Source organism: Kitasatospora sp. NPDC091257, assembly GCF_044757675.1.
Lineage (GTDB): Bacteria > Actinomycetota > Actinomycetes > Streptomycetales > Streptomycetaceae > Kitasatospora > Kitasatospora lactacystinica.
In genome coordinates this window covers 1-5,710 of sequence record NZ_JBIVVI010000564.1, presented here as the reverse complement: position 1 = coordinate 5,710, position 5,710 = coordinate 1, and the positions used below count along the sequence as shown (strand labels likewise).

Sequence of the window (5,710 nt, the reverse complement as noted above, 5' to 3'; positions counted from 1 at the left end):
CACGGCAACATCACCGCGGGCAACTCGGCCGGTCTGAACGACGGCGCCACCGCCTCGCTGCTGGCCGCCGAGGACGTCGCCGAGGAGCTCGGCCTAGGCCAGGCCGCACCACTGGCGCAGGTCGGCCGCGGAGGCGGGGCCGAACGCGGCGAGGTAGCGCAGCACCAGGCCGTCCGGGCCGGGTGACGGGTCGAGCGGGCGGCCGAGCCAGGCCTCGGCGGTGGTGTGGGCGGCCGGGCCGCCGCGCCCCCACAGCCCGCGCGGCGGGACCTGCACCAGCGGCAGCCGGCAGCGGGCGGCCTGGGCGAGGGCGGCCGGGTCACGGTCCGGGCGGCTCGCGGCGAGCAGCGCGCCGAGCTGCTGGAAGGTGCGCGGCCGCTCCTCGACCAGGGTGCGGGCCTCGGCGGCGAGCGCGTCCAGGTCCAGGCCGGTCAGCCGCTTCCCGAAGGTGGTGCGCATCGCCTGGTCCAGCATCGGCTGGAGGAGCGGGCGCAGCGTCAGGCAGTCCTCGGCGGTGACGAGGTGGATGGTGCCGCGCTGGAGGGCGGTCCGGACCACCGCCCGCTGCTCGATCAGGGTGCTCAGCCGCTCGGGCGTGAAGCCGTCGAGCCGGGCCAGCAGTCCGAGGTAGGGCGGCTGGGGTGCGGCCTGGGCCTGGAGGCCGCCGAGGTGGTGGATCAGTGCGGCGGGCTGCTGGTCGGTGCGGGCGAGCAGGTGCTGACGGGCCAGCAGGGCCCGGCCGAGCGCCCGTCGGCTCAGGACCGGTCCGGTCACCGGCGGCCGTCCAGCACGGAGCGCAGGACGCCGATCCGGTTGGAGGTGATGGAGGCGACGCCGCTCTCGCGCAGCCGGCGCATGGTGCGGCGCAGGTCGGCGGTCCAGGTGGAGACGGCGAGCCCCTGCTCCGCCGCGGCGGCGGTGAAGGCGGGGGTGACCAGGCCGAACGGCGGGTTGAGGTAGCGCGGGCGCAGGTCGTCCAGCAGGGCGCGCACGGGCATCCCGGGCTGCTTCCAGGTGAGGGCGATCTCGGCGTCCGGGCTCAGTTCGCGCACCGCGAGCATGGCGGCGGTGGGGCCGCAGAAGGCGACCGCGCGTTCGGCGCCGAGCCCGGTGACCACCGACCAGGTGGCCGCGGCCGGTCCGGCGTCGTCCAGGTCGATCAGCAGCCTGCGGCCGTCGACGGCGGCGACCGTCTTGATCGCCTCGGCGAGGGTGGGGACGGTCAGCGGGCCCTGTCGCAGCTCCTCCAGCTGGTCGACGGTGACCCGGTCGATCGACCGCGGGTCGCGCCAGAGCCGCTCCAGGGTGCCGTCGTGCAGCAGCACGGGCACCCGGTCGCGGGTGAGCCGGACGTCCACCTCGACGGCGTCGGCCCCGGCGGCGAGCGCGGACTCGACGGAGGGCAGGGTGTTCTCGCGGTGGCGGTAGGGGTCGCCGCGGTGGGCGACGGCGAGCGGCTTGGCCATGGCGTTCAACGGATCCTTCCGGCGAGCCAGGGGGTGAGGTCGTGGACGCCGATGGCCTCGCGGTGGCTCGGTTCCCCCGGGACGGTGACGATCAGCGTGGTGGACGGCGGGAAGGTGCGCGCCGTGACGTGCACCAGGTCGGACCAGAGGGCGTTCAGGAAGCCGGGGACGCGGTCGCGGTCGACGTCGAAGGCGATGCCCTCGACGGTCACGGTGACCTCGTCGTGGGTGAACAGCCGGACGGTGACGGCGGGGCGGCCGTCGAACTCCAGCAGTGCCTCGTGCGGGACGGCGTCCAGTTCCCCGTCCGGACCGCCCGGACCGCCCGGGCCGACCAGCCCGGCGAAGGTCCGGTCGCGGCCGATGTCGTGCTGGGCGCGGACGGTGCGGCCGTGCCGGTCGGCCACGGCCTCGATCGCGAGCACGGCGCTCTGGGTGGTCGGCAGGTGCGGGGGTGTCATCCGGGCCTCTCCTTCGGTTCCGGGGCTCGTGGGGCTCGTGGGGCTCGTGGGGCCGGGGCGGCCGGGGCAGGCCCGCGCTCGGGCGACGGACCCCGACTAGCGTCGTTCGACCATCACATTGGTGGACTTGATGACCGCCGTGGCGGGTGCGCCGGGGACCAGGTTCAGCTCCTCCGCCGACTCCCGGCTGATCAGGGACACCACCCGGAACGGCCCGGCCTGGATCTCCACCTGCGCGGCCACGTCGCCGAGCACCACGTGGGTGACGATCCCCGGGAAGCGGTTGCGCGCCGAGGACGGCCGGCCCTCCGCCTCGGAGTTCTCCGGCCGGGCCAGCTCCCGGGCGAAGGCGGCGAGCTCGGCCCCCGGGATGATCCGGTGCCCGTGCTCGTCCCGCGCGGCGGCGACCCGCCCGGCGTCCACCCAGCGCCGCATGGTGTCGGCGCTGACGCCGAGCAGCGCCGCGGCCTCGCCGATGCGGTACGGGTTGGCCGGCACCTCGGGCTGGCCCATGAGCGTCTCCTGACGGTGGTTCTGATTCCCGGGGCGAGTGCCCCTGCGCCATCCTGCCGTACGGACCGCGCGGGTGATCACGCGAGGGCGGTCACGGCTCGCCGAAGAGGTCGCGCCGCACCGCGTCCCCGGCGGTGAGCACCGCCCCGGCGAGCACCGCGCCGCCGCCCGCCGTGCCGGCCCGCACCTCGGTGCTCAGCGGGGAGAGCCGGGCCAGCCGCCGCTCGACCCGCCCGGCCAGCTCCGGCCCGCCGGCCCGGCCGACCTCGCCGCCGAGCACCACGCAGCCGGGGTCCAGCACCACGCAGACGCTCGCCGCACCGATCGCGATCCGCTCGGCCAGCTCGTCCAGGAAGACCTCGCCCGCCGCGCCGGCCGCCAGGGCGGCCCGTACGGCGGCCTCGGCGGCGGGGGCGTCCCCGGCCGGGCCGGCGGGCAGTCCGTGGGCGCGGGCCAGCGCGCAGATCGCGGCGCTGCCGACCAGGCCGTGGAAGCCGCCCTCGCAGCTGTCGGCGCTGGGTAGGGCGACGGTGCCGGGAACGGGCAGGAAGCAGATCTCGCCGGTGCCGCCGGAGAAGCCCCGGCGCAGCCGCCCGTCCAGGATCACGGCGGCGCCGACGCTGTGGCCGAGCCACAGCAGCACGAAGGTGTCGCGGTCGCGCGCGGCACCGACCCGGTACTCGGCCCGCCCGGCCAGGTTGACCTCGTTCTCCAGGATCACCTCGGTGCCGGGCAGCTCGCGCAGCGCGGCGAGGAGTTCGGCGTGCCAGGCGGGGAGCTTGCCGGTGCTCTGCAGCCGGCCGGTGGCCTGGTCGACCAGTCCGGGGGCGCCGACCGCGACGGTGTGCAGCCGTTCGACGCCGACGGCGCGCGCGGTGTCCAGCAGGGCGGCGACGATGGTCCCGGCGGTGTCCGGCCCGCCGTCGCCCTCGACCGGGACCTCGGCGGTGGCCAGGCCGCGCCCGGCCAGGTCGGCGACGACCAGGCTGACGCCACCGGAGCGGACGTCGAAGGCGGCGAGGTGGGCCCGGGAGGCGACCAGCGCGTAGAGCCGGGCGTTGGGGCCGCGCCGCTGTTCGCCGCGCTCGCCGACGACGGCCACCAGTCCGGTGCGCTGGAGGCGTTCGAGCAGGTCGGCGACGGTCGGCCGGGAGAGGCCGGTGAGGTCGCGCAGCTCGGTCGCGGTCAGGGGGCCCTGTTCGAGCAGGAGGTTGAGCGCCAACCGGTCGTTGATCGCCCGGGCGGTACTCGGCGTGGCCGTACGCGCGGTGGTCATGGCAGCTCATCCTTCCAGAGCATTTCTATCAGGGTCCCTTCCTGATAATTTAGCGACCGTCACAGGGCACTGTCGCGCCCCTCACCGCGCGACCGGGAGGGAAGACCCCATGAGCGGAACCACCGCACCACCACCGCCGGAGCCGTTGACCGCGCCCCGCCGGGCCCGGAGGAGCATCGCCCTGACCTTCCTGGTGCACGGGGCCGTCACCGGCAGCTTCGTCACCCGCATCCCCTGGATCCAGCACCACCTCGACCTCTCGGCCGGCCAGCTCGGCCTGGCCCTGGTCATGCCCGCCGTCGGCTCCTCCCTCGCCATGCCGCTGGCCGGCCGCTTCGTGCACCGCTACGGCGGCCGGGCCGCGGTGCGCGGGCTGATCTCGCTCTGGTGCCTGTCCCTCGCCCTGCCCGCGCTCGCCCCCTCGCTGCCGGTGCTGTGCGCGGCCCTGCTGGTGTACGGCGCCACCTCCGGGATGGCCGACGTCGCGATGAACGCCCAGGGCGTGGAGATCGAGGAGCGGCTCGGCCGCTCGATCATGTCCGGGCTGCACGGGATGTGGAGCGCGGGCGGCCTGCTGGCCTCCCCCTTCGGCATCCTCGCCGCCCACCTGGACCTCGACGCCCGGATCCAGCTCGCCGTCACCGCGCTGGTCCTGCTCGCGCTCGCGCAGCCCGTCTGCCGCGGCCTGCCCGACCTCCGGGCGCACGAGGGCGCGGAGGAGCCGCCGCGGTTCGCGCTGCCGCCGCGCAGCTCGCTGGTGATCGGACTGGTCGGCTTCTGCGCGGTCTTCGCCGAGGGCGCCTCGATGGACTGGAGCGGCGTCTACCTGCGGGACGTCACCGGCGCCTCGGCCACCGTCGCCGCCGCCTCGTACACCGCCTTCTCGCTCACCATGGCGGTCAGCCGGCTCGCCGGGGACGCGGCGATCCGCCGCCTCGGCGCCGTCCGCACCACCCGCATCGGCGGCGCCGTCGCCACCGTCGGCGGCCTGCTGGTGGTCGCCGCGGACAGCCCGGCACTGGCCATCCCCGGCTTCGCCCTGATCGGCATCGGCATCGCGGTGATCGTCCCGCTCGCCTTCGCCGCGGCCGGCCGGATCGGCACCAACCCCAGCCAGGCCATCGCGGGCGTCGCCACCGTCACCTACACCTCCGGCCTGATCGCCCCCGCGGTCATCGGCGCCCTCGCCCAGGCCACCTCGCTGACCGTCTCCTTCGGCCTGGTCACCGCGCTCGCCTGCGCCCTGCTGCTGAGCGCCGGGGCGCTGCGGCTGGCCGAACGGAATTCCGGCGGCGAGAACGTGACCGCAATGTCACCGGAAAAGCCTTCCGGAAAAGATCTCTCCGCGATATGATGATGAATTCCTGAGGGAATTTCCCGCTAAGGTCTCGAACCGCCGGGCGCACACCGCGCCCGGCGGTTTTCGTGCTCCGCGAGAGGAATTCCCCCGTGTGCTACGACCCGGACGCCGCCCCGCCCGTCCTCGGCCCCGCCCCGTGGCCCCTGGCCGAGGCCGCCCCACTCACCCTGACCTCGGCCGACGGCACCCGGTTCGGCGCCTTCCTGGCCCGGCCGGAGACCGCCACCGGGCCCGCGGTGCTCGTCCTGCCGGACAACAGGGGCCTCTCCCCGTTCTATCGGCAGACCGCCGCCCGGCTCGCCGAACACGGCCACCCGGCCCTCGCCCTCGACTATTACGGCCGCACCGCCGGAGCCGCCCCGGAAAAGCGCCCGGCGGAATTCGGCGAAATGCCGAACCTGCTCCCCCACCTGCTCGCGCTCACCCCCGGAGGACTGGACGCCGACATCACCGCCGCACTGGACCGGCTGCGCGCCACCGGGCCAGCCGAGGTGGTCGCGCTCGGGTTCTGCTTCGGCGGCCGGCAGGCCTTCCGCACCGCCGCACCGCGCTTCGGCCTGGCCGGCGCGGTCGGCTACTACGGCTACCCGGACACCCTCAACGGCGCCCCCGGGCCCACCCAACTGGCCGGGGG

Annotated in this window: 7 protein-coding genes; 2 read left to right on the top strand and 5 right to left on the bottom strand. The window is 75.7% G+C overall.

Going from position 1 to position 5,710, the window contains the following annotated elements; translation table 11 throughout:
- Window positions 1-93 precede the first annotated feature (93 nt).
- From ACIQOV_RS24395 to ACIQOV_RS24375, 5 genes are all read right to left on the bottom strand, one after another.
- Window positions 94-774: a winged helix DNA-binding domain-containing protein gene (locus tag ACIQOV_RS24395; protein WP_401051730.1), complete on the bottom strand. Its 681-nt coding sequence runs from the start codon at window positions 772-774 to the stop codon at window positions 94-96.
- Window positions 771-1,466, bottom strand: coding sequence for a glycerophosphodiester phosphodiesterase (locus ACIQOV_RS24390; RefSeq protein WP_401051727.1), 696 nt, complete (start codon window positions 1,464-1,466; stop codon window positions 771-773). The genes ACIQOV_RS24395 and ACIQOV_RS24390 overlap by 4 nt, the downstream gene beginning before the upstream one ends.
- Before the next feature lie 5 nt (window positions 1,467-1,471).
- Entirely contained in the window at window positions 1,472-1,927 is a 456-nt protein-coding gene (locus tag ACIQOV_RS24385; RefSeq protein WP_401051725.1) for a hypothetical protein, read from the bottom strand.
- Between the two features lie 96 nt (window positions 1,928-2,023).
- Window positions 2,024-2,440 (bottom strand): TOBE domain-containing protein, encoded by a 417-nt coding sequence (locus ACIQOV_RS24380; RefSeq protein ID WP_359913640.1) that lies wholly within the window; start codon window positions 2,438-2,440, stop codon window positions 2,024-2,026.
- A 91-nt stretch (window positions 2,441-2,531) separates the two neighbouring features.
- A complete protein-coding gene (locus ACIQOV_RS24375; RefSeq protein ID WP_401051722.1) occupies window positions 2,532-3,716 on the bottom strand; it encodes an ROK family transcriptional regulator in 1,185 nt (394 codons plus the stop codon).
- Window positions 3,717-3,825: 109 nt separating this feature from the next.
- Here ACIQOV_RS24375 and ACIQOV_RS24370 point away from each other — a divergent pair, with 109 nt between their 5' ends.
- Complete coding sequence (locus ACIQOV_RS24370; RefSeq protein ID WP_380549743.1) at window positions 3,826-5,070, top strand: MFS transporter; 1,245 nt, start codon at window positions 3,826-3,828, stop codon at window positions 5,068-5,070.
- A 95-nt stretch (window positions 5,071-5,165) separates the two neighbouring features.
- A partial coding sequence (locus ACIQOV_RS24365) for a dienelactone hydrolase family protein (protein ID WP_401051719.1) occupies window positions 5,166-5,710 on the top strand: 545 nt, incomplete at its 3' end.

Coding starts and splice junctions, on each gene's coding strand:
- ACIQOV_RS24390 (WP_401051727.1), bottom strand. CDS start 1,466: ATGGCCAAGCCGCTCGCCGTCGCCCACCGCGGCGACCCCTACCGCCAC.
- ACIQOV_RS24385 (WP_401051725.1), bottom strand. CDS start 1,927: ATGACACCCCCGCACCTGCCGACCACCCAGAGCGCCGTGCTCGCGATC.
- ACIQOV_RS24380 (WP_359913640.1), bottom strand. CDS start 2,440: ATGGGCCAGCCCGAGGTGCCGGCCAACCCGTACCGCATCGGCGAGGCC.
- ACIQOV_RS24375 (WP_401051722.1), bottom strand. CDS start 3,716: ATGACCACCGCGCGTACGGCCACGCCGAGTACCGCCCGGGCGATCAAC.
- ACIQOV_RS24370 (WP_380549743.1), top strand. CDS start 3,826: ATGAGCGGAACCACCGCACCACCACCGCCGGAGCCGTTGACCGCGCCC.